General features: G+C 69.3%; 19 protein-coding genes. 14 read left to right on the top strand and 5 right to left on the bottom strand.

Going from position 1 to position 20,716, the window contains the following annotated elements; all coding sequences use genetic code 11:
- Positions 1-78: 78 nt before the first annotated feature.
- Positions 79-1,542 carry a M23 family metallopeptidase gene (locus tag JW792_RS09710; RefSeq protein ID WP_135997067.1) on the bottom strand — a complete coding sequence of 488 codons (1,464 nt, stop codon included), beginning with the start codon at positions 1,540-1,542 and terminating at the stop codon, positions 79-81.
- Between the two features lie 264 nt (positions 1,543-1,806).
- Between JW792_RS09710 and JW792_RS09705 the strand changes: the two genes are divergently transcribed.
- The 7 genes from JW792_RS09705 to JW792_RS09675 all read left to right on the top strand — a co-directional run bounded on the left by JW792_RS09705 (position 1,807) and on the right by JW792_RS09675 (position 8,413).
- Entirely contained in the window at positions 1,807-2,028 is a 222-nt protein-coding gene (locus tag JW792_RS09705) for a hypothetical protein (protein WP_135997065.1), read from the top strand.
- A 61-nt stretch (positions 2,029-2,089) separates the two neighbouring features.
- Entirely contained in the window at positions 2,090-2,755 is a 666-nt protein-coding gene (gene chpT, locus JW792_RS09700) for a histidine phosphotransferase ChpT (RefSeq protein ID WP_135997063.1), read from the top strand.
- Between the two features lie 103 nt (positions 2,756-2,858).
- Positions 2,859-5,636, top strand: a complete 2,778-nt coding sequence (locus tag JW792_RS09695; protein ID WP_135997061.1) for a chemotaxis protein CheA — start codon at positions 2,859-2,861, stop codon at positions 5,634-5,636.
- Positions 5,637-5,648: 12 nt separating this feature from the next.
- The gene (locus JW792_RS09690; RefSeq protein ID WP_135997059.1) at positions 5,649-6,101 is read left to right on the top strand and encodes a chemotaxis protein CheW; all 453 of its coding nucleotides are present in this window, start codon (positions 5,649-5,651) and stop codon (positions 6,099-6,101) included.
- 15 nt (positions 6,102-6,116) lie between these two features.
- Positions 6,117-6,485 carry a response regulator gene (locus JW792_RS09685; RefSeq protein ID WP_135997057.1) on the top strand — a complete coding sequence of 123 codons (369 nt, stop codon included), beginning with the start codon at positions 6,117-6,119 and terminating at the stop codon, positions 6,483-6,485.
- Between the two features lie 18 nt (positions 6,486-6,503).
- On the top strand, positions 6,504-7,592 hold the full coding sequence (locus tag JW792_RS09680) for a protein-glutamate methylesterase/protein-glutamine glutaminase (protein ID WP_135997055.1): 1,089 nt from the start codon (positions 6,504-6,506) through the stop codon (positions 7,590-7,592).
- Complete coding sequence (locus JW792_RS09675; RefSeq protein WP_135997053.1) at positions 7,592-8,413, top strand: CheR family methyltransferase; 822 nt, start codon at positions 7,592-7,594, stop codon at positions 8,411-8,413. The genes JW792_RS09680 and JW792_RS09675 overlap by 1 nt, the downstream gene beginning before the upstream one ends.
- Positions 8,414-8,535: 122 nt before the next feature.
- Here JW792_RS09675 and JW792_RS09670 read toward each other — a convergent pair whose 3' ends face one another.
- From JW792_RS09670 to JW792_RS09655, 4 genes are all read right to left on the bottom strand, one after another.
- Positions 8,536-9,198: a dienelactone hydrolase family protein gene (locus JW792_RS09670; protein WP_135997051.1), complete on the bottom strand. Its 663-nt coding sequence runs from the start codon at positions 9,196-9,198 to the stop codon at positions 8,536-8,538.
- Positions 9,199-9,256: 58 nt separating this feature from the next.
- Positions 9,257-10,168, bottom strand: coding sequence for a flagellin (locus JW792_RS09665; RefSeq protein WP_135997049.1), 912 nt, complete (start codon positions 10,166-10,168; stop codon positions 9,257-9,259).
- A 13-nt stretch (positions 10,169-10,181) separates the two neighbouring features.
- The gene (flgK, locus tag JW792_RS09660) at positions 10,182-12,302 is read right to left on the bottom strand and encodes a flagellar hook-associated protein FlgK (RefSeq protein WP_135997047.1); all 2,121 of its coding nucleotides are present in this window, start codon (positions 12,300-12,302) and stop codon (positions 10,182-10,184) included.
- Between the two features lie 396 nt (positions 12,303-12,698).
- A complete protein-coding gene (locus JW792_RS09655) occupies positions 12,699-13,079 on the bottom strand; it encodes a hypothetical protein (protein WP_158291639.1) in 381 nt (126 codons plus the stop codon).
- A gap of 669 nt (positions 13,080-13,748) precedes the next feature.
- Here JW792_RS09655 and JW792_RS09650 point away from each other — a divergent pair.
- From JW792_RS09650 to JW792_RS09620, 7 genes are all read left to right on the top strand, one after another.
- Positions 13,749-14,543, top strand: coding sequence for a flagellar hook-length control protein FliK (locus JW792_RS09650; RefSeq protein WP_158291638.1), 795 nt, complete (start codon positions 13,749-13,751; stop codon positions 14,541-14,543).
- Between the two features lie 10 nt (positions 14,544-14,553).
- Positions 14,554-15,237, top strand: a complete 684-nt coding sequence (locus tag JW792_RS09645) for a flagellar hook assembly protein FlgD (protein ID WP_135997043.1) — start codon at positions 14,554-14,556, stop codon at positions 15,235-15,237.
- A 116-nt stretch (positions 15,238-15,353) separates the two neighbouring features.
- Positions 15,354-16,745, top strand: coding sequence for a flagellar hook-basal body complex protein (locus tag JW792_RS09640; protein WP_135997041.1), 1,392 nt, complete (start codon positions 15,354-15,356; stop codon positions 16,743-16,745).
- A gap of 185 nt (positions 16,746-16,930) precedes the next feature.
- Positions 16,931-17,203, top strand: a complete 273-nt coding sequence (sciP, locus tag JW792_RS09635) for a CtrA inhibitor SciP (protein WP_135997039.1) — start codon at positions 16,931-16,933, stop codon at positions 17,201-17,203.
- A 165-nt stretch (positions 17,204-17,368) separates the two neighbouring features.
- Positions 17,369-19,000: a flagellar basal-body MS-ring/collar protein FliF gene (fliF, locus tag JW792_RS09630; protein ID WP_135997037.1), complete on the top strand. Its 1,632-nt coding sequence runs from the start codon at positions 17,369-17,371 to the stop codon at positions 18,998-19,000.
- Positions 19,001-19,003: 3 nt separating this feature from the next.
- On the top strand, positions 19,004-20,035 hold the full coding sequence (fliG, locus tag JW792_RS09625; RefSeq protein WP_135997035.1) for a flagellar motor switch protein FliG: 1,032 nt from the start codon (positions 19,004-19,006) through the stop codon (positions 20,033-20,035).
- Between the two features lie 10 nt (positions 20,036-20,045).
- A complete protein-coding gene (locus tag JW792_RS09620) occupies positions 20,046-20,705 on the top strand; it encodes a FliH/SctL family protein (RefSeq protein WP_135997033.1) in 660 nt (219 codons plus the stop codon).
- The last annotated feature ends 11 nt before the right edge of the window (positions 20,706-20,716 follow it).

Genomic DNA, 20,716 nt, shown 5'->3' with positions numbered 1-20,716 from the left:
CCGTGACGGCCGAAGCCTAGCGCGCGCCGGCGAGCGCGTCTTCCCTGCAACCGGTCAGGGGTAAGTGGCGGAGGGCTCTCAGTCCGACGGCGTTTCGCCGCGGCCTGCCCCGCCCGAGCCGGCCCGGTTCTGTGCCACCAGGACCGGCTCGCGTTCGATCGGATCGCTCGCCGCCGGGGCGCCGTCGCGCACCGCCGCGATGCGGTCGCGCTCGGCGATGAAGAGAGGCAGCTCGGCTTCGGTGAGGCGGCGGCCGGTGGGCAGCTCCAGGCTCATCGGGTTGACCGGGCGGCCGTTGAGGTGGACCTCGTAATGCAGATGCGGGCCGGTCGAACGCCCCGTCGTGCCCACATAGCCGATCGTCTGGCCCTGGGTGACGCGCGTGCCGGCGCGGATGCCGCGCGCGAAGCCGTTCAGGTGCGCATAGGCCGTCTTGTAGCCGTTGGCGTGACGGATGCGGATATAGTTGCCGAACGAGCCGTAGCGGTCGGCGCGTTCCACGATGCCGTTGCCGGCCGCCATGATCGGCGTGCCTGTCGGCGCGGCGAAGTCGGTGCCGTTGTGCGGGCGGCTGGTCTGCAGGATCGGGTGGAAGCGCCGTCCGAAATGGGAGGACAGGCGCGCGCCGTTGATCGGGGTCTTCATCAGCAGGCGCTGCGCGCTCTCGCCCTCGCCGGTGTAGTAGCCGACCTCGCCGTCCGGCGTGGTGTAGCGGAAATACTCCAGCGGATCGCCGCGCCCGTCGAAGGCGATGTAGACGATCTCCCCGGTGCGCGCGGTCTCGCCCCTGGCATTGACGAAGCGTTCGAAGACGATGTCGAACGTGTCGCCTTCCTGGACGGTGCGGAAATCGACCGCGAAGCCGAGCACGTTGGCGAGGTCGTAGATGATCTTGTCGGTCGCGCCGAGATCGAGCGCGGCCTCGTAGAGGCTCGTCGTGATCGCGCCTTGCGCGCGCACCATCTGGCGCTCGAACTCCACCGTCGCCTCGCGGGCGCGGAACTGGCCGTCGGCGGTGCGCGCGACGGTCAGCGTACGCTCCACGTCGGGACGGAAGGACAGGCCGGCGAACTGGCGGACCTCCTCGCCGGTCTCGTCGGCGACGGTCTCGAAATAGACGTTCAGCTCCTGGCCGGCGCGCAGCTGGCGGGCGGGGAAATAGCTCTCGAGCGCGGCGATCGCACGCGCAGCCTCGACGCGGCCGGCGCCGGCATCGTCCAGCACGCTCGCGAAGGTCTGGCCGGACCGCACGCGCACCCGGTCGGACTCAACGCTCGGCGCCGCGAGCGTCGTGAACACGGCGTGCTCGGCGCGGATGAGGTCGCGGCCGGTGCGCAGCAGGAACTCGGGTTCGCCTCCTTCGGCGAGCACGCTCTCGGCCTGCGGCCCGGTACTCGGCGCGGCGGCCTCGGCATCCGTGCCGGTATCGCCGCGATTGAACACGAGCACGAAGACCAGGGCGAGCCCCACACCGACGGTGGAGAAGAAGGTCAGCGCGCGGGAGCGGTAGGCGTCTGCGAGGCGGACGTCGAAACCGGACATGGCGAACTTGGCATCCCTCGAAATGGCTGCGCCGGAACCCGGCGTTGCTGCTCAATCCTGAAACAGGCAAGAACCGGGCCGTGATCTCCCCCTGATTACGGCACCGCCTCGTGCCTATATCAGAACGAGACACATCTTGCAGCTTCCGATGCACCAGGGCCGCTGCGGCTTTCCATACCAGCCGCATGCGCGTTAAGGAGCTGTGAACGTTGAAACCCCAGAGGAGGCGTGCCGCCGCCCGCTGCCAAAGGCCACGGACATTCAATGAAGATCGCGCTTCTCATCGCCGTGCTGACGGCGTTTCTCGCCGCCTCCGTCTGGTTCGCCGTACAGTCCTTCACGCAGGTGGAAACGACGATGAGCGGCCATGGCTGGCTCGCGCTGGCGCTGGGTGTGATCCTCAGCCTCGCGCTCGGCGGCGGACTGATGGCCCTGGTCTTCTTCTCCAGCCGGCGAGGCTATGACGATATCGACAGCGATGTCTGATGCGCGCCGGCGTTCGTCGCGTTAACCATACGGCGACAAAGAATCAGATAACCCTTTCCCCATGAGCCAGACCGACACACCCTCCGCCTCCGACCTCGCCGCGCTCGTCGCGGCGCGCCTGTGCCACGATCTCGTCTCGCCGATCAGTGCGCTCGGCGCGGCCTTGTCCGTGCTCGACGACGATCGTGCAGAGGACATGCGCGAGGACGCGATCGAACTGGTGCGCACCGGCGCGCGCCAGGCCCGGGCGAAGCTGGAATACTGCCGTCTCGCCTTCGGCGCGGGCGGCTCGAAGCCCGCCGTCATCGACATGGCCGAGATCCGGCGCCTCGCCGACGCCATGTTCCAGGACGCGCGCGCAGAGCTCGTCTGGAAGAGCGATGCGGCAGGGCTGGAAAAGCCGGCCGCGCGCGTGCTGATGAATCTCGTCTGGCTCGCGGTGGACTCCCTGCCGCGGGGCGGGACGGTGACGATCGAGGCGGCCGCCTCCGACGGCGGCGCGCGGCTGAAGATCGTCTCCGCCGGGCCAAAGGTGCGCCTGGAGGACGCCTATGTCACCGCCATGTCCGGCCGCGCGCCGGAGAGCGGTTTCGACGGCCGTTCGGTTCAGCCCTACTATGCCGGGCTGATCGCGCGCGAGCACGGCGGGCGTGCGGGCGTCGAGGTCGGCGAGGACCGGGCCGTGTTCACCGCCCTCATCGCCCCGATGGCGCGCGAGGCGGCCTGAAATCCGCGTAATGTTCTATTCAGCGCGTCCAACCTTCCATTAACCGTGACATGACAGCTTTGGTCCCGACGGGTTGCATCTACCAATCGGGGACTGAAGCCTCATGGACGAACTGATCGGCGAATTTCTCGGCGAAACGGCTGAGAGCCTCGAGGTCATCGACAACGAACTGGTGAAGTTCGAAGCCGACCCGACCGACCGGGCCACGCTCGACAACATCTTCCGCCTCGTTCACACCATCAAGGGCACGTGCGGCTTCCTGGGCCTGGAGCGTCTGGAAGCGATCGCCCATGCCGGCGAGACCTTGCTCGGCAAGTTCCGCGATGGCGATCTCGTGGCCGACAGCGCCGCGGTGACGCTCGTCCTGCAGTCGCTCGACCGCATCAAGGACATCCTGGGCAACCTGGAGACGGCGGGCAGCGAGGGCGAAGGCGACGACAGCGATCTGATCTCCCAACTCGAGGCGATGTCCTGCGGCGAGACAGTCAGCGCGCCCGCGCCCGCGCCCGAGCCGGAGCCGGAGCCCGAACCCGAGCCGAAGCCCGGCGAGGTCTCGCTGGAAGACCTCGAGGCCGCCTTCCAGGCCGCGCCCGGACCCGAGGCCGAAGATACCCCGCAGAGCGACGAGGACGAGATCGTCGGATATGACGAGGCGCTCGGCAGGCCGCTGCGCCCGGGCGAGGTCTCGCTCGCCGAGCTGGAGGCCGCCTTCCAGTCCGCCCCCGGGCCCGAACTCGATGCCCATGAAGAGCCCGAAGACGTCGACGACGCCGACGAGGACGAGCCCGTCGCCGCCGCGCCGGCCCGCCCGGCGCAACCGGCCGCCAATGGCGGTGGCAGCAGGCCGTCCACCCCGGCCCCGGCGAAGGCCGAGAAGGGCGCACCGCGTCCGGCCTCCACGATCCGGGTCAGCGTCGACGTGCTGGAAAGCCTGATGACGACGGTGTCGGAGCTGGTGCTCGCCAGGAACCAGCTCAACCAGATCGTCCGCGAGAACGAGAATTCCGCGCTCAAGACGCCGCTGCAGCGCCTGACCAGCGTCACCGCCGAGCTGCAGGACGACGTCATGAAGACGCGCATGCAGCCCGTCGGCGATGCCTGGCGGAAGCTTCCGCGCATCGTGCGCGACGTTACCCAGGATCTCGGCAAGAAGATCGACCTCGTCATGGAAGGCGAGGACACCGAGCTGGACCGCCAGGTGCTCGAGCTGATCAAGGATCCGCTCACCCACATGGTGCGAAACTCGGCCGATCACGGCATCGAGAAGCCCGCCGACCGCAAGGCGAAGGGCAAGCGCGAGACCGGCACGATCAGGCTGTCCGCCTATCACGAGGGCGGTGCGATCATCATCAAGATTGCCGATGACGGCGCCGGCCTGGATCCGGAGAAGATCAGGGCCAAGGTTCTGGAAAAGGGTCTCGCCAGCGAGTCCGAACTCGCCACCATGAGCGAGCAGCAGATCCAGCGCTTCATCTTCGCGGCCGGCTTCTCCACCGCCGCGCAGGTAACGAACCTCTCCGGCCGCGGTGTCGGCATGGACGTGGTGCGCACCAATATCGAGCAGATCGGCGGCACGATCGACCTCGTCTCCGAGGTCGGCAAGGGCACGACCTTCTCGATCAAGATTCCGCTGACCCTCGCGATCGTCTCCGCGCTGATCGTGACCACCGGGGACGCGCGCTTCGCGGTGCCCCAGCTCGCCGTGCGCGAACTGGTGCGCGTCGGCCAAGGCTCCGACCACAAGGTGGAGACGATGAACGGGGCGCGCATGATCCGCCTGCGCGAACGTCTCCTTCCGGTCGTCGGCCTGCAGGACGTGCTCGGCACCACCGGCCGGATCGAGAGCGAGAGCACTGCGGCGGGCTATGTCATCATCATGGAGGCGGCGGGCCGCAAGATCGGCCTCATCGTCAAGGACGTGCTCGACACCGAGGAGATCGTGGTCAAGCCGCTCTCCGGGCCGCTGCGCGGGCTGTCCATCTATTCCGGCGCCACCCTGCTCGGGGACGGCTCGGTGATCATGATCCTCGATCCCAACGGGGTCGCCCAAGAGATCGCCCATTCCGAGGACGAGGGCGTGGTTGAAGCGGTCGCATCCGACAAGAGCTCCGATCCCTCCCACCAGCGCCTGCTTCTGGTACGCGCCGTCGGCAGGGAGTCGAAGGCCGTTCCGGTGAGCCTGATCACCCGCCTGGAGGAGTTCAAGGCGGAAGACATCGAGCGCGCCGACGGGCGCCATGTCGTGCAGTATCGCGGCCGGCTCCTGCCGATCGTGCATGTCGGCGGCGAGCAGGCCTTCAAGAGCGAGGGGCGCCAGCCGGTGCTCGTCTTCGCCGAGGAGGGCAAGTCGGCGGGCGTGGCGGTCGACGAGATCCTCGATGTCATCGAGGAGAACCTCGATCTCCAGATGGGATCCGAACGTCCCGGCATCATCGGCTCCGCCATCCTCAAGGGCGAGGCGACCGAGGTGCTCGACATCGCCTGGCACATGGAGCAGGCCTGGGCGGGTACCCCGCAGCGCAAGCCGGTATCGGAGCGCCGCGCGATCCTGCTCGTGGAGGCCGATGCCTTCGCCCGGCGCATGATGGCGCCGCTGCTGGCCGCGGCCGGCTATGACGTCACCGTGGCGAGCTGCCTCAGGGAGGCGCGCGAGGCCGCCCAGATGGGCGCGGACTATGCCGCGCTGGTCGGCGACCCTGCCGCGCTGAAGACGCTCGCCGAGGAAGGCTACTGGGCCGACGTGCCGCGCCTCGGCGTCAGCGACGAGCTCGGTTTCGGTGCGGGCTTCGAGGGGCTCGTCGCGATGACGCGGCGCGGCGACCGGGGCGGGCTGATCGCCGCGCTGGACCGGACCGCCGGCCGTGCCGATGTGGCTGCGTAAGGGAGAGAACCGATGAGCGCTCAGGCGTCCTACGAATACGTCACCGTCCGCATTGGCGAGCAGCTGTTCGGCGTGCCGGTCACCGAAATCCGCGAGGTCTTCTCTCCGCAGGGCGTCACCCCGGTGCCGCGCGCGCCGGAGGAGATCGCGGGCCTGCTCAATCTGCGCGGCCGGATCGTCACGGCGATCGACGCGAGGCGCCGGCTCGGCCTGCCGCCGCGCGAGAAGGGCGCGGCCTGCATGGCGCTCGGCATGGAGCATGGCACCGAACTCTTCGGCATCCTCGTCGACGAGGTCGGCGAGGTCATGCGCCTCGAGGCGAGCACGCTCGAAACGGTGCCGGCCCATCTCGACGCGCGCTGGCGCGCCGTCCTGACCGGGGTGCACCGCCTCGACGGCGAGCTTCTCGCCGCGCTGGACATGAAGAAGCTGATCGCCGCCGGCAACGGTGCGATCGCGGCCTGAGGGGAGGGCTGAAGGATGAAGAAGACCTGTCTCGTCGTCGATGACAGCCGTGTCATCCGCAAGGTGGCGCGCCGGATCGTGGAGGGCATCGGCTTCGTCTGCGAGGAGGCCGCCGACGGCAAGGAGGCGCTCGACTTCTGCAAGAAGTCCATGCCCGATGCCATTCTCCTGGACTGGAACATGCCGGTGATGAACGGGCTCGACTTCCTCATCGCGCTTCGCGCGGAGGCGGGCGGCAGGAAGCCGGTTGTCGTCTTCTGCACCACCGAGAACGACATGAGCAACATCACCCAGGCTCTGCGCGCCGGGGCGGACGAGTACGTGATGAAGCCGTTCGACGGTGACATCATCGAGAGCAAGTTCGCCGAGGTCGGGCTCGTCTAGGCAGAAAAGGACGGCCCCTTGAGCGCTTCGCCCGCATCACCGATTTCCGGCTCCGCCCCGGGCCGCCCTCGCGTTCTCGTCGTCGACGACAGCGCCGTCGTTCGCGGCCTCGTCGCGCGCTGGATCGAGGCCGACGAGCGTCTCGAGGTCGCCGCGACCTGCGCCGACGGGGAACAGGCCGTGCGCCGCGCCGGCGAGCTGCAGCCCGATCTCGTGGTGCTCGACGTCGAAATGCCGCGCATGGACGGGCTCACCGCCCTGCCGCTGATCCTGAAGGCGGCTCCCAAGGCCAAGGTCATCATGGCCTCCACGCTCACCCGCAAGGGCGGCGAGGTGACGATGCGTGCGCTGTCGCTCGGCGCGGCCGACTACGCGCCCAAGCCGGAGGCCGGCAGGGTCGCCGGCGCCGACGCCTACCGCGCCGAGCTGCTCCAGAAGCTCGTCGCGCTGACGCCGGGACGCCGGGCGCGACCGGCCGCGGTGCCGGCCGCTTCCGCCACCCCCGCGCCCCGTCCCGCCTTCGTTCCGGGCCGGTGCGAACTGCTTGTCATCGGCGCCTCGACCGGCGGGCCGCAAGCGCTGCGGGAGGTGGCGCGCGTGTTGCCGCGCGACTGCCGGGTGCCGGTCGTCATCGTCCAGCACATGCCCAAGCTGTTCACCGCCATCCTCGCCGAGCACCTGTCCAAGGTCGGGATGCCGGCGCGCGAGGCGATCGACGGCGAGGTGCTCCAGCCCGGACACGTGTATGTCGCGCCGGGCGATTTCCATCTCACCGTACGCGGCGCGCCGGGCGCCTTCACGGCCGGTCTCGACCAGACTCCGCCGGTGAACTTCTGCCGCCCGGCGGTCGACCCGCTGTTCGCGAGCGCCGCGGAGGCGGCGGGCCGCGGGCTCGTCGCCGCCGTGCTGACCGGCATGGGCCATGACGGGCGGGAAGGCGCGCGCAAGGTGCGCGCCGCCGGAGGGCGCGTCATCGCCCAGGACCAGGCCACCAGCGTCGTCTGGGGCATGCCGGGCGCGGTCGCCGAGGCGGGCCTCGCCGACCAGATCCTGCCGCTCGGCGAGATCGGACCGATGCTTTCACGATATCTGAGGGGACAAGGCTGATGCTTCCGGAAAACAAGTTCCGCTTTCTTTCCGAGGACGTGAAGAAGCGCTCCGGCCTCGTGCTGGGTCCCGAGAAGGGTTATCTCGTGGAGAGCCGGCTCGCTCCGCTCGCGCGCGCGGAGGGCTACCCTTCCGTCCTCGCGCTCGTCGACGCGATGATGCGCGGGGACCAGCGCCTGTGCGCTGCGGCGGCCGAGGCCCTGGCCACGCACGAGACCTTCTTCTTCCGCGACCGCACCCCGTTCGAGATTTTCTCCGGAACGATCGCCCCGGCCCTGAAGACCCAGCTCGGCGGGCGCAAGGCGAAGATCTGGTGCGCGGCGTGTTCGACGGGTCAGGAGCCCTACTCGCTCGCCATGCTGCTTGACGAGACACCGGGCCTGAGTGCCGACATCCTGGCCACCGATCTGTGCGGTTCGGTGCTGGAAAAGGCCAAGGCAGGCCTCTACAGCCAGTTCGAGGTCCAGCGCGGCCTTGCCATCCAGCGCCTCGTGAAGCATTTCGAACAGGCCGGCGACAGCTGGCGCATCGCCCCGAGGCTGCGCCAGATGGTGCGGTTCGAGACGGGCAACCTGCTCGACGATTTCGGCAAGTACGGCAAGCAGGACGTGATCTTCTGCCGCAACGTGCTGATCTATTTCGATACCGAAGCCAAGGCGAAGATCCTCGAGCGCCTCGCCGCCCAGCTCCAGCCGCACGGCTATCTCATCCTCGGCGCCGCCGAGACGGTGGTGGGCCTCACCGAAGCCCTCAAGCCCGTCCCCGGCCAGCGCGGCCTCTATTGCCGCCCCGAAGCGCTGGAGAAGGTGAAGGCGGCCTAGGCGGTCCTCTCTGCGCTCCTGCGCAGGTTGCCGCGTGCGCTGGAGCGATCCCTAGACCTGCCATGGCCCGGTTTGGCCGGGCCGCCCATGCCGCTCCGGTAGCCAGGGCTGCTGCGTCACCCTTACCCCAGCGCCCGGCCGAACACCTCCAGCGTCGCCTCCCAGGCCGCCTTCGCGGGTCCCGGGGCGTAGCCGTCACGGTCGGGATTGTGGAAGCCGTGCTCGCCCTTCCAGCTCAGCACGGTCAGGTCCGGCTTTGCCGCGCGCATCGCCTCGACGATCTCGGGCGGGGTGTGCCGGTCGCCCTCGGCGAGGTGGACGAGCGCTTCCCCGTCCGGCGCAAGCGGCAGATGCCGGCCCATCCGGGTCGGGTAGTAGCATACCGTGGCCGGCAGCTGCCGGCGCGCGCCGGTGCGCCAGGCGAGCCCGCCGCCCCAGCAGAAGCCGAGCACGCCGGTGCGTTCCGGATCGCCGAGCAGATCGAGGGCCGCGTCGAGATCGGCGTCGGTGCCCGCCGGATCGAGCAGGCCGACGAGGGCGAGGCCGGTTTCCGGGTCGCCGTAGGCGACCGGCTCGGTGCGGCCGGTGCGCGCGAAGAGATCGGGCAGGGCGGCCCGGTAGCCGGCTTCGGCGAGACTGTCGGCGATCCGCTTCATGTTGGCGGTGGGGCCGAAGATCTCCTGGATGACCAGGACATGGCCGCGCGCCGCGCCGTCCGGCTCGGCGAGATAGACCGGCAGCGCGAAGCCGTCCGCGGCGGTGAGGGTATGAAAGCCAGCCTTCATGGCGGCGGTTTAGGGCTCACGCCCGTCCCGCGCAAGCGTCATCGCGGGATCGGCCGGCCTATCGCAGAAACGGCAGGAGGCTGACCTGGCTCAGCGTCGCGAAGGTTCGCGCGGACACGTCGACGGCGGTCTGGGCCTGCTGGAAGCGGGTCGCTGCTTCGGCCATGTCGGCGTCCTCGAGATCGGCGAGGAACAGGGTGAGATAGTCGGTGCGCTCGGTCTGGGCCTCGATCGACTTCTCCAGGCGTTCCTGCATCGCGCCGTTCTTCGCCATCGTGTCGTTGATCTCGTCGAACGCCGCGATCGCGTTGGCGATCTCGGTCTGCAGGAAGGCCTGCTGGGCCGGGGTGACCGCGCCGTCGAACGGACCGTCGGGCCCGGCGTCGAAATCGGCGATGCGCTCGAAGATCGCCATCACGTCGGCGGCGAAGTCCTCGGCGAGCGGTGCGACCTCGACCGTGACCTCCTCCTCGATCATCGCCGTCTGCTTGCGATCGGAGTTGCCGAACAGGCTGGCGATCGAGGGCGCGGCCTGGAGGTCGGCGAGCGTCTGCCCGGTGAAGGCGGCCGCGTCGGTGCGCGTGCCGGAGAACACGTAGGAGCCGTTGAACCTCGTGTTCAGCGCGGTGACGATGCGCTCGAAGGACTCGCGCACCTCGGTCATCAGATAGGTGCCGTCATTGGTGGTCAGAGAGGTGCGCAGCTCGGCGACCGCGTCCGACATCTCGCGCAGGGCGAGATCCTGCACGTCGAGCCGGCTCTGAAGGCGCTTGGCGGCGGTGGTGAAGCTCTCGCTGCGCTCCAGCGCGCCGCGCGCGGACAATATGGTCTCGGCCTGGTGGCCGTAGCCCTTCAGGTCGGGGGCCTTCTTGCCCGTGGCGAGCTGTTCGCGCGCGTCGAAGCTGTCGCGCTGGGCGCGCATCAGGTCCATCAGCGCGGACTGGGCGGCGGCCTGGGTGGAAATGCGCATGGGTCAGTCTCCGTCAGACGATGCTCAGGAGGGCATCGGTCATTTCCTTGGCAGCCTGCAGGAGGCGCGCCGAGGCGTTGTAGGCCTGCTGGTAGAGCGTCATCCGGGCGAGTTCCTCGTCGAGATTGACGCCCTCGACATCGCTTCGCTTCTGGTCGGCAGCGGACTTCACCGCCTCCGCGCCCGACAGGGAGCGCTCGGCCCGTGCCGCGCGCGAGCCGACATCGCCGGCCAGGCGCGCAGCGTAGTCCTCCAGGCTCGCCTGGCCGCCGGCAAGGCCGCCGGCCGCGGCAAAGCTGCGCTTCGCCGTCAGCACCGACTGCAGAGCCTGGCCGCCGCGCCCGTCGCCCTCGGCCAGGACGATATCGCCCGCCGCGCTCGTCCCGGTGAGGTCGAGCTTGGCGAGCGCCAGACGGGAGGTGTCGCCGCGGATGTCGGGGTCGATGTTGAAGCTTTCGGCCCGGTTCATCGCCGCGGCGTCGCCGATGCCGAAGACCTGCGAGAAGGCGAGCCCGGTCGAGCCGCGCTGGGTGTTGTCGCTGGTCAGGGCGACCTCGTAGTTCGCGTAGCCCGATGTCGGGGTGAAGTTCAGCCTGCCGCTGGAATCCAGCGCATAGCTGCCGAACCGGCCGATTCCGGTGACCGGATCGTTGAGCGCCGAGATCATGTCGTCGAGGCTCGTGCCCGTGACCGGAACGGTGATCTCCTGCGCCTTGCGCCCGTCCGGGGCGTAGATCGCGAAGCTCATCTCTCCGCCCGCCGCGAGGCCGTGCGCGGCGGTCCCGGTCACGGCGGTCTCGAAGAAGGCCGGCCGGGTGCTGTCGACGAGATCGTTGAGCCCGAAGAAGTGGGCGAAACCGCGCCCGCCGAGCGAGGACGGGCTGGTCTCGTCCTGCAGGGTCGCAATGCCGTTCGTGCCGCTTGCGGTGAGCGTCAGCCGCCCGCCCGCGAAGCTCGCCGAGATGTCCGGCGAGGCCGCGTCGATGAGGCTCGCGAGATCGCCGATCGTGGTGCCGGCAACGCCGTTCACGGTGAACCCGCCGGCGCCGAAGACGAGATCGATGCGATCGACCAGCGTGCCGTCGCTCGCCACCACCGCGATGCTCGCCTCGCCCGAGCCGGTCAGCACGTCGCTGGAAAGAAGCCCGGTATTGCGTCCCTCGAGCACGCCCGGCGGGGGATAGGCGGACGCATTGTTGTGTGCGGCGTTCACCGCGTCGGCGACGCCGGAGGCGAATTCCGCGAGTTCGGCGGCCAAGGCCGGCAGTTCGCCGTCGCGCAGGTCCATCAGACCGCGCAGCTCGCCGGAGCGGATGTTGACCCCGATATCGACCGTGGCGCCGGAGGAGGACACGCTGGCCGTGATCGCCCCGTATTCCACCCCGTAGGCGCCGGTCCCGGCCGGGGTGTAGTCCAGCGTGATCAGCGCGTTGTCGAGCAGGCTCACCCCGTTCTGCGTCCTGACGAAGACGCGCCCGTCGGGCTGCTTTTCCGCGCGCACGTCGAGCAGGCCGGACAATTCGTCGAGCAGCTCGGCCTGGCGGTTCTGCGCGCCCGTGCTGTCCGAGGCGCCGGCATTGAGGCTGCGCACCTCGTTGTTGAGCTCGGCGAGTTCGGCGAGGATCTCGTTGACGCGGCCGACGCCGGCGGCGATGCGCTGATCGGCCTCGTCGCGCATGGAGCGGATCTCGCCCGACAGGCGGCGGGCCTCGTCGAACACGGCCTGCAGGTCGGAGACCGCCGACAGGCGCGAAACGCGCTCGGCCGGATCGAGCGCGGCCGAGCCGATCGAGGTGAACGCGCGGTTCAGCCGCCCGAACAGCGAGGTCGAATCGTCCGTGGAGCCGAACTGGGCCTGCAGCCGGTCGAGGAAGCCGTTCACCGCCTCGGCCCGGCTCGCATCCGAGCTCGCGCGCTGGGAAGCGGCGACCAGGAACTCGTCGACGACGCGCCTTATGCCGGTGACCTCCACGCCCATGCCCTGGCCGGCCGCGTTGCGGGCCGCCTGGCCGAGCTCGGTGCGCGCATAGCCGGGCGTGTTGACGTTGGAGACGTTGTTGGAGGCGGTCCGCATGCCGAGCTGGGCGGCTTGCAGTCCGGACAGGGCATTGCCGATGATCCCGTTGAGACTCATGCGCGATTCTCCCTCGTCGACCGGGCCGATCCTGCCGGGCGCACGGCAAGTCCTGCCGGGCCGCGCGGAGCGGCCGCGACAGGCGCGGCGCCGGAGATCGGATCGTAAGTCATTTCCATAACACGGTTTTTCGGCTCAATCGGTGGCTCGTGCCCCTCGCGGCGCGATGGCCGCGATGGATACGGATGCGCAAGTGCCGGGCCAGTCTCGCGACCTCGGGCGGCAGCGCGGCGAGGGGGAAATTTCGCCGGAGAGAAATTGCCGGGCGGCGCGATCGGCCTTGAGGGTCGCACAGGCTAACCATCAGAAATAAAGTAGGTTTCCGGTTCGCCGATTGTGGCACGCGCCTTGAATACCCTTCCTCACCCGGGCCTGCAGAAGCGCCAGCCCGAACGATCAGACGCCGCAAAAAGCGGTGCGTGATGGATGGGAATCGACGAGCGCTTCATGAGCCTCCTGACGACATTTCTGGCCTTTGCCGGCGCCCAGCCGGCCATGGACGCCCAGCGCGCCGCCAAGGACGCGCCGAGCGCCGGCGACGCCTTCGCCGGGCTGCTCGCCGGCGAGGCCGCGCAGCCGGTTCCCGCCGCATCCGCGCCGGGCGGCGCAGAGGGCAAAGGCGCCCCCGTCGGGGGTATGGCTGCGCCGCAGGCGCGCGGCCCGGCCGGGGTCGCTCCGCCGCCCGTCGAGCAGGGTGAGCTCGTGGAGGAAGGTGTGCCGCCGGCTCCTGCGCCAGCCGTGGAGAGCGGCGGCGAAGCGCCCGCCGCCTGGGGCCACGGCGCATGGGCACTGTCATCGGGCGAAGCCGGACAACATGCCGGGCTTCCGTCCGCACCGGCTGGTCAGCCGGCTGCAGCCGCGATGCCGCCTCAGCCGGCCTCTGCCGGTCCGGATCCATCCACGCTTTCGCAATCGCAACCGGCAGAGCCCGGCGCGGGATCGGTCGGGGCGGCTGCCGCCGCCACGTCCGGGCCGGCGGCCCTTCCCGCTGGCCAAGCGGGCGGGGGGGACGCGCCCCTGCCGGCTGCGCCCGGCCTTTCGAGTCCGTCCGCGGGCCAGTCCCAGGCCGCGCCTTCCGCAGAGGCCGCAGGCCAGGCGCCGCAAGCTGCCGCTCCGGCGCCGGCCACTGCGCAGGGCGTTGAGAACCAGGCCGCAGCGCCGGCAGCCGGAAAGCCGTCATCCGCGGCCCCCGGGAAGTCGATGGCGGCGAGTGTCGGCGCCGAATCGCGTCCCGATGCCCAGGGCGCGCCGCAACCGGCGCACCCCAGGCACACGCCCGCGCAGCCTTCGGAAGCCGGTCAGCCTGGCGCCCGGCGCGGTGAGACTTCCAGCGCCGCGGCCGAAGGGGGTCAGCAGGCGGCCAGGCCCGCGCCGGGCGCGGCGAAGCCCTCGGCGCAGCCTGCCGCCCCGGCTGCAGCCGACAGCGCCCCGGCGGCTTCCCTCCAGATGGCCGCGTCGCGGCAGCCCGTCTCCGAGGCATCTCCGGGCGAGCGCGTCCGCGCGCGCATCGAAGCCGTGCGCGAGGCGAAGCAGGGTGAGGGCGCTGAAGCGGCCCGCCCCCTTCCGGACGCGGCGCCGAAGGCGGCTGCCGCCGCCGCGCCACGCGCCGCGACCCCGTCTGCGCCGCTGCAGGGGCCTGCCCTCCAGCCCGGCGAGCCCGCCCCCCTCCTGCCGGAGGGCATGGCGGAGACCTCCAACGAGACCGCGGATGGCGCACTGGAGGGTCTGCGTATCGAGCGGGCCGAGCGCGGTGCGGAGATGGCCCGTCAGGCCCAGGGCCAGGCCGCCCAGCCGCGCATGCTGCCGGCCCAGGTCCAGACGCTCGCCGCGCGCATCGCGCAGCGCTTTTCCGAGGGCGGGCGGGTGTTCGACATCCGCATCGATCCGCCCGAGCTCGGCCGCGTCGAGGTGCGCCTCGAGATGGGCCGTGACAACCGGGTCAATGCGGTCCTGATGGCCGAGAAGCCCGAGGCGCTTGCCGAGCTGCAGCGCAGCGCGCGCGACCTGGAGAAGAGCCTTGCCGAGGCCGGGCTCGATCTCGGCGAGTCGGGGCTGAGCTTCGAACTCGCCGATCAGGGCCAGTCGCATGACGGCGCAGGCGGTGAACCGGCCTATGCCCGCGCCTTCGAACTGAAGCTGGACGGTGCCCAGCAGGACCTCGCCGCCTCTGCGCGCCTGGTCCCGCACGAGATTTACGGATTCGCCATCGGCGCGCGCGGGCGCCTCGATGTCAGCGTCTAGGAGAGCGTAGATGACCGAGATCAATCCGATCGGGCTCGCCCTGCCGAACAACTCGGCGTCGGGAACCGAACTCGCGGCCGGCCAGCTCGCGGACAATTTCGACACCTTCCTGACACTGCTCACCGAGCAGCTGCAGAACCAGGACCCGCTCAATCCGATGGATTCCCAGCAATTCGTCAGCCAGCTCGTGGACTTCTCCTCCGTGGAGCAGCTGATCGGCTCGAACCAGTCGCTCCAGAGCCTCCTGGAGCTCCAGTCTGCAACCGCGCGCATGTCGGCGGTCGATTATATCGGCAAGCAGGCGACGGTCTCCACCGACGAGGCCGCCCTGTCCGGCGGCCAGGCGAGCTGGACCTACGGCCTGCCGCGCGAGGCCGACCGCAGCCAGATCGTCATAACCAACGAGCAGGGCCGGGTCGTGCGTACGCTGGACGGGGAGACCGGCGCCGGTCCGCACGACTTCACCTGGGACGGGCGCGACGATGCCGGCAATCTCCAGCCCGACGGCGTCTACACGCTGCAGGTCGTCGCCAAGGACCGCGATGACAACGGCATGTTCGTGCCCGTGCGGGTGACCGGGCAGGTCACCGGTGTCGACATGTCCGGCGAACAGGTGGTCGTGGAGATGGGCGGCTTGCGCGTGCCGGCCGACCGCGTGATCGCGCTGCGTAACGCGGCCGCCGCCGCCGCCTAGAGATTTGCGGGAACCGGCGCTGCCGGAACCGCAGCCGGGTCCGCGAGAAGCGCGGAGCGGCTCTAAGCCGAAAGCAGAATGCTCTCTTTCAACGACAAAAAGGGAGCCTGACGAAGATGAGTATCAACTCCGCACTGGCAGCCGGCGCGTCCGGCCTGCTGGCGAACTCCAGCGCGCTGGCGTCCATCTCGGACAACATCGCGAACGTCAACACGATCGGCTACAAGCGAGTCGATACCGTGTTCACCCCGAACTACAAGATCCAGGGCGGTGGCGAGAGCCGCTACGCCTCGGCCGGCGTCCAGGCCCGCACACGTCTCGACGTGTCCAGCGAGGGCCTGCTCAACCCTGCCGCCTCCGAGACCGATCTCGCCATCGACGGCAACGGCTTCTTCCTGGTTCGCCCCAACCCGACCAACGTGACGGGCGCCGACCCGGTCCTGTTCACCCGCTCGGGCGGGTTCGAGACCGACGACAGCGGCTATCTCCGCAACGATGCGGGCCAGTATCTCTATGGCTGGCCGGTCGCGGCGGACGGGTCGGTGGTGCAGAACCCGTCCAACGTGGATCTGCTCGAGGCGATCAACCTGTCCAATATCGGCGGCGCGGCGGAAGCCACGAGCGCGATCCGGATCAACGCGAACCTGCAGGCGAGCGAGGACGTCTCGCCGGCCGAGGCGGCCTACGACCCGACCGACCCGCTCAACAACATGGCCTCGGGGGCGGTCACGCCGGACTTCCAGCGGACGATCCAGATCTACGACAGCCAGGGCGGCGTTCGCTCGGTGACGCTGTCGCTCCTGAAGAGCTCGACCGCCAACCAGTGGCATGCCGAGCTGCACATCGAACCGGCCTCCGACGTCACGACCGGGGCAGGCCTCAACAACGGCCAGATCGCCACCGGCGTGCTCGCCTTCAACACGAACGGCCAGATCGACAGCGCCAACACGACCCTGCCGAACTCGCTGTCCTTCCTCGGCTCGGACTATACCGGTGCGCTGGGCGCGAACGAGTTCCAGTGGGCCGCGGCGACCGGCATCGGCTCGCAGGCCGTCAGCCTCGATCTCGGCTCGGCCGGCAATCCGGGCGGCATCACCCAGTACGACAGCCCCTCGGTGCTGAACTCCACCGTGGTCAACGGCGCGGTGTTCGGCGACTTCGCCGGCGTGGAGGTCAGCCCGGACGGGTTCGTCTCGGCCCGCTTCACCAACGGCGTGGTGCGCCAAGTCTACCAGATCCCGATCGCGACGGTGGTCAACCCGAACGGCCTCGCCTCGGTCGGCGGCGGTTCCTATCAGATCACCGACGAGTCCGGCGCCTTCACGCTGAATCCGCCGGGGATCGGCTCCTCGGGCAAGATCAGCTCGAAGACGCTCGAGAACTCGAATGTCGACATCGCCACGGAATTCTCCAACCTGATCATCACCCAGCGCGCCTACTCGGCGTCCTCCCGCATCATCACCACCGCCGACGAGATGCTGGCCGAAGCCATCCAGATGAAGCGGTAATTTCGGCTTCATGACGGCTCCTGACTTGACCCCGGCGCCGGATGGCGCCGGGGTGAATTTTTCATTAAGCCGTTGGAAGCACTAAATTTACCACGGCGTTTAGGCCTAAGTTAAAATCCCTCGCGTAGTCTCCGCCCATCAAACGGGTGCGCAATGAACGCACCGGATGCGAAGGGATTGGGTGGATGGAACGGCGAGTGAAAAAGGAAAACTACGTGATCGGACCGGACGGCAGCCCGCTGACCGTCGCCGATCTTCCCTCCCCGTCGACGAAGCGCTGGGTCATCCGGCGCAAGGCGGAAGTGGTCGCCGCGGTGCGCGGCGGGCTGATCTCGCTCGACGAAGCGTGCGAGCGCTACCGGCTCACGGTCGAGGAATTCCTCGGCTGGCAGCGCGCGATCGAACGCCATGGCCTGGCCGGTCTGCGCACCACGCGGATCCAGGAATACCGGCACTAGAACGGGCCCGGTCCGGACCGGCGCTCCGAGGCGGACTGCAATTGCTGCAGTCCGCCTTCTGCGTTCGGGCTCATCGTTAAACCCCCGTTTACGCGGGCGGTGGGAAAAACTTGCCTAGCAAGCCGTCCCTGGAGGGGAGGGCCGCACCGGCAGGGGTTTTCGACCGTGAACGCGTTTCTCGAGCAGATTTCCAAATTCGGAATCGGGCGCCTGATCGCCATTTTCGGCCTGACTGCCGGCGTGGCGGGCGCGCTCATCTATTTCACCATGTCGATGAACGGCGACGGCCAGGCCCTCTTGTTCTCCGGGCTGCAGCCGGCCGATGCGGCGAGCGTGACCGAGCGCCTGGAAGGGGCCGGCATCGCCTACGAGCTGCGCGAAGGCGGCAGCGCCGTCTATGTCGCTCAGGACCAGGTCGACGAGGCGCGCCTGCGCGTGGCTTCGGGCGGCGCGCTCGGCTTCGGGTCGGTGGGCTACGAGATCTTCGACGAGACCGATGCGCTCGGCACGACGAGCTTCGTGCAGAACGTCAACGCCAAGCGCGCGCTGGAGGGCGAACTCGCCCGCTCGATCAATGCCATCAACGCCGTCTCGGCGAGCCGGGTCCATCTCGTCCTGCCCGAGCGGCGCCTGTTCAGCCAGGAGACCGAGCAGCCCTCCGCCTCGGTGGTGCTGACCGTGCGCGGCGAGATCGGCCCGGCTCAGGTGGAGACGATCCGCAACCTGATCGCCACGGCCGTGCCGGGCCTGGCCACCAACCGCATCACCGTCGCTGACGATCGCGGTCGCCTGCTGGCGAGCCCGAGCGATGGCGAGAATGCCTCCGCGGCCGCGCTGGAGGTCCGGCGTTCCGGCGTGGAGGAGGACCTGCGCCGAAAGGTGAGCGATGTCGTGGAAGGCGTCGTCGGCAGCGGTGCGGCGCGCGTCGTGGTCACCGCGGAACTCAACCGGGAAAGCCTCACCCAGTCGAGCCAGCAATTCGATCCCGACGGCCAGGTGCTGCGTTCCACCGAGACCAGCGAGGAGATCGAGGACGAGCGCGACGGAGCGCGTAGCGGCCTGGTCTCGGCCTCCGAGAACCTGCCCGATGCGCAGGACGGAGCCGGACAGGGCCCGCAATCGAGCCGGAACCGCTCGATCGAGACCGAAATCCGCAATTTCGAGATCTCCAATACCACGACCACCCGCGTCATCGAAGCGGGCGGCATCGAGCGCCTGGCGGTCTCCGTCGTCGTCGACCATGCCGAAATCCGCGCCGCGGACGGCACCGTGAGCTACGAGCCGCGCTCGCCCGAGCAGATCGAGGCGATCGCGCGGCTGGTGCGCGCCGCGGTCGGTTTCGACGAAAGCCGCGGCGATGTCGTGGAGGTCAGCCAGATGGCTTTCTCGCGCCCCGACATCACGCTCGGCTCGCCTGCCCCGGCAGGGTTCTCGCTGGCCCGCTCGGACATGTTCCGCATCGCCGAACTCGTCGTGCTCTTCCTGACCGCCCTGCTGATCGTGCTCCTCGTGGCCCGTCCGCTGGTGCGCGGCGTGGTCGGCGGGCCCCAGCCGGCGTTCGCCGGCGCGGGCGGCGACATGACCGCCCTGCCGCGCCAGTCGCGCCAGGGCGCGCTGCCCGAGGGTCAGGGCCAGGCCGCCCTGCCGGTGCGCGAGGGTGAGGGCGAGGAGACGATCGACATCGACCAGATCGAGGGCCAGGTGAAGCGCTCCTCGGTCAAGAAGGTCGCCAATCTCGTGCAGGACCATCCCGACGAGAGCATGTCGATCCTGCGCAACTGGATGCATGGTGACTAAGAGATGACCACTGCACTGAAGAAGCGCACCATCGACGATCCCTCCAAGCTGAACGGTGCGGAGAAGGCCGCCGTCATCCTGATGGCCCTCGGCGAGGAGCAGGCCGCGCTCTGGGAGCAGATGGACGAGGAGGAAATCCGCATCGTCTCCCAGGCCATGGCCACGCTGGGACAGGTCAGCGCGGGAGCGGTCGAGAAGCTGATCCTGGAGTTCGTCGGGTCGATGTCGACGACCGGCTCGATCATGGGCTCGATCGAGCGCACGCAGAAGCTCCTCTCCTCCTTCCTCGACGAGGACCGGGTGGAAACCATCATGGAGGAGCTGCGCGGCCCGGCCGGCCGGACCATGTGGGACAAGCTCGGCAACGTGAACGAGGTCGTCCTCGCCAACTATCTCAAGAACGAATATCCGCAGACCGTCGCGGTGGTGCTGTCCAAGGTGGGGCCCGAGCACGGCGCGCGCGTGCTCGCCGCGCTGCCCGAGGACTTCGCGCTCGAGGTGGTCATGCGCATGCTCCGGATGGAGCCGGTCCAGCGCGAGATCCTCGACAAGATCGAGGAGACCCTCCGGACCGAATTCATGTCCAACCTCGCGCGCACGTCCAAGCAGGACAGCCACGAGATGATGGCCGACATCTTCAACAATTTCGACCGGCAGACCGAGAACCGCTTCCTGGCCGCCCTCGAGGAGCGCAACCGCGACAGCGCCGAGAAGATTCGTTCGCTCATGTTCGTGTTCGAGGATCTCGGAAAGCTCGATCCGCAAGGCGTCCAGACGCTGCTCAGGAACGTCAACAAGGACGAGCTCGGCCTCGCGCTCAAGGGCGCCTCCGACACGCTGCGCGACCTGTTCTTCTCCAACATGTCCGAACGCGCGGCGAAGATCCTGCGCGAGGACATGGCCTCCATGGGGCCGGTCAGGCTGAAGGACGTCGATGCCGCCCAGACCAACATGGTCAATCTCGCCAAGGACCTCGCGGCCAAGGGCGAAATCCTCATCGCCGACGGCGGCGGCGAGGACGAGCTGATCTACTAGGAAGCGTTCCATGAGCCAGGCCTACAAACCCTTCGCCTTCGACCGGGTCTTCGCAGAGGACGGCACGGTGCTGCGCGACGGGGAGCGCGTGAAGAACATCTTCACCCGCGAGGAGCTCGAGGCCGAGGCCAGCGCCGCCGCGGCGGCGGCGAGGACGAGCGAGGAGGCCCAGGCCTCGCGCGAGGCCGCCGAGGCGCTGAAACAGCTCACCGGGCGACTCCAGTCGATCCTGTCGCGCATGGACCAGGAATCCGCCCGCCTGCGCGAGGACGCGGCGCGCCTGGCGGCGGCCGCGGCCGCGCGAATCGCGGGCAAGGCGCTCGAAGCCTACGGCGAGGACACCATCACCGAATGCGTCCGGGAGGCGCTCGCCGACCTGCGCTCCGAGCCGCGCATCGCGGTGCGCGTCGCGCCCCATCTCGCAGAGCCGGTCGCCGACCGGCTCTACGAGGCGGCCGAGAAGATGGGGTTCGAGGGTGCGGTCGTGGTGCGCGCCGACGAGGAGGTCGCGGTCGGCGACTGCGTGCTCGAATGGCGCGCCGGCATCATCGAGCGCACCGCGGCCGATATCGAATCCCGCATCGCCGAAGCGATCGAGAAATGGCTGGCCCGTCCGGCCGACGAACAATCCCAGTCCGCGTCCGCCACGTCCGGCGGCGCGGCCGCGTGATGAGAAGGGGC

The organism is Marinicauda algicola, assembly GCF_017161425.1.
Classification (GTDB): domain Bacteria; phylum Pseudomonadota; class Alphaproteobacteria; order Caulobacterales; family Maricaulaceae; genus Marinicauda; species Marinicauda algicola.
Note: the sequence above shows the minus strand (reverse complement) of the source record. Positions and strands in the feature narration are given on the sequence as shown.